This is a genomic window from Agathobacter ruminis, assembly GCF_002735305.1.
Lineage (GTDB): Bacteria > Bacillota > Clostridia > Lachnospirales > Lachnospiraceae > Roseburia > Roseburia ruminis.
In genome coordinates this window covers 1-395 of the sequence record NZ_PDYG01000125.1, presented here as the reverse complement: position 1 = coordinate 395, position 395 = coordinate 1, and the positions used below count along the sequence as shown (strand labels likewise).

The following is a 395-nucleotide window of genomic DNA, read 5'->3' as shown; positions in this document are numbered from 1 at the left end:
ATATTTTAATTATATGGGGACGATAGATAATGATCATAATGCATTTCTATTAAAAATTGAACCGGGCGAGAAAAAAGATATTCGGGTTGGATATTTTATTTCAGAGGATGTCTTGAATAGTTGTGAGGATATTTATTTTGATGCCACCAATGATAGTACATCTGAGGATGGGAGAATTTATTATCCAATTCCGGGAGTGTCGAAAGAAGGGGCAGGTAATTAAAAAATATGCGGTGACTGCTGCTAATCGTAATAATGTATTTTCGTTTTATGCTGAGGGAGTATGGAGTCCGGAAAGTGTTCCAAAATGAGAAGAAAAAGATGCTCCTAGAGCATCTTTTCCTTAATGTAGGATGTGCTGTTGTAAAGGATTCAACTGGGACACAAATTGATGA

1 protein-coding gene is annotated in these 395 nt (G+C 35.9%); it reads left to right on the top strand.

The window, feature by feature from the left end; translation table 11 throughout:
* Nucleotides 1-223: hypothetical protein (locus tag CSX02_RS13690; RefSeq protein WP_189281563.1), on the top strand; the 223-nt coding region annotated here is incomplete at its 5' end.
* Nucleotides 224-395: the final 172 nt, after the last annotated feature.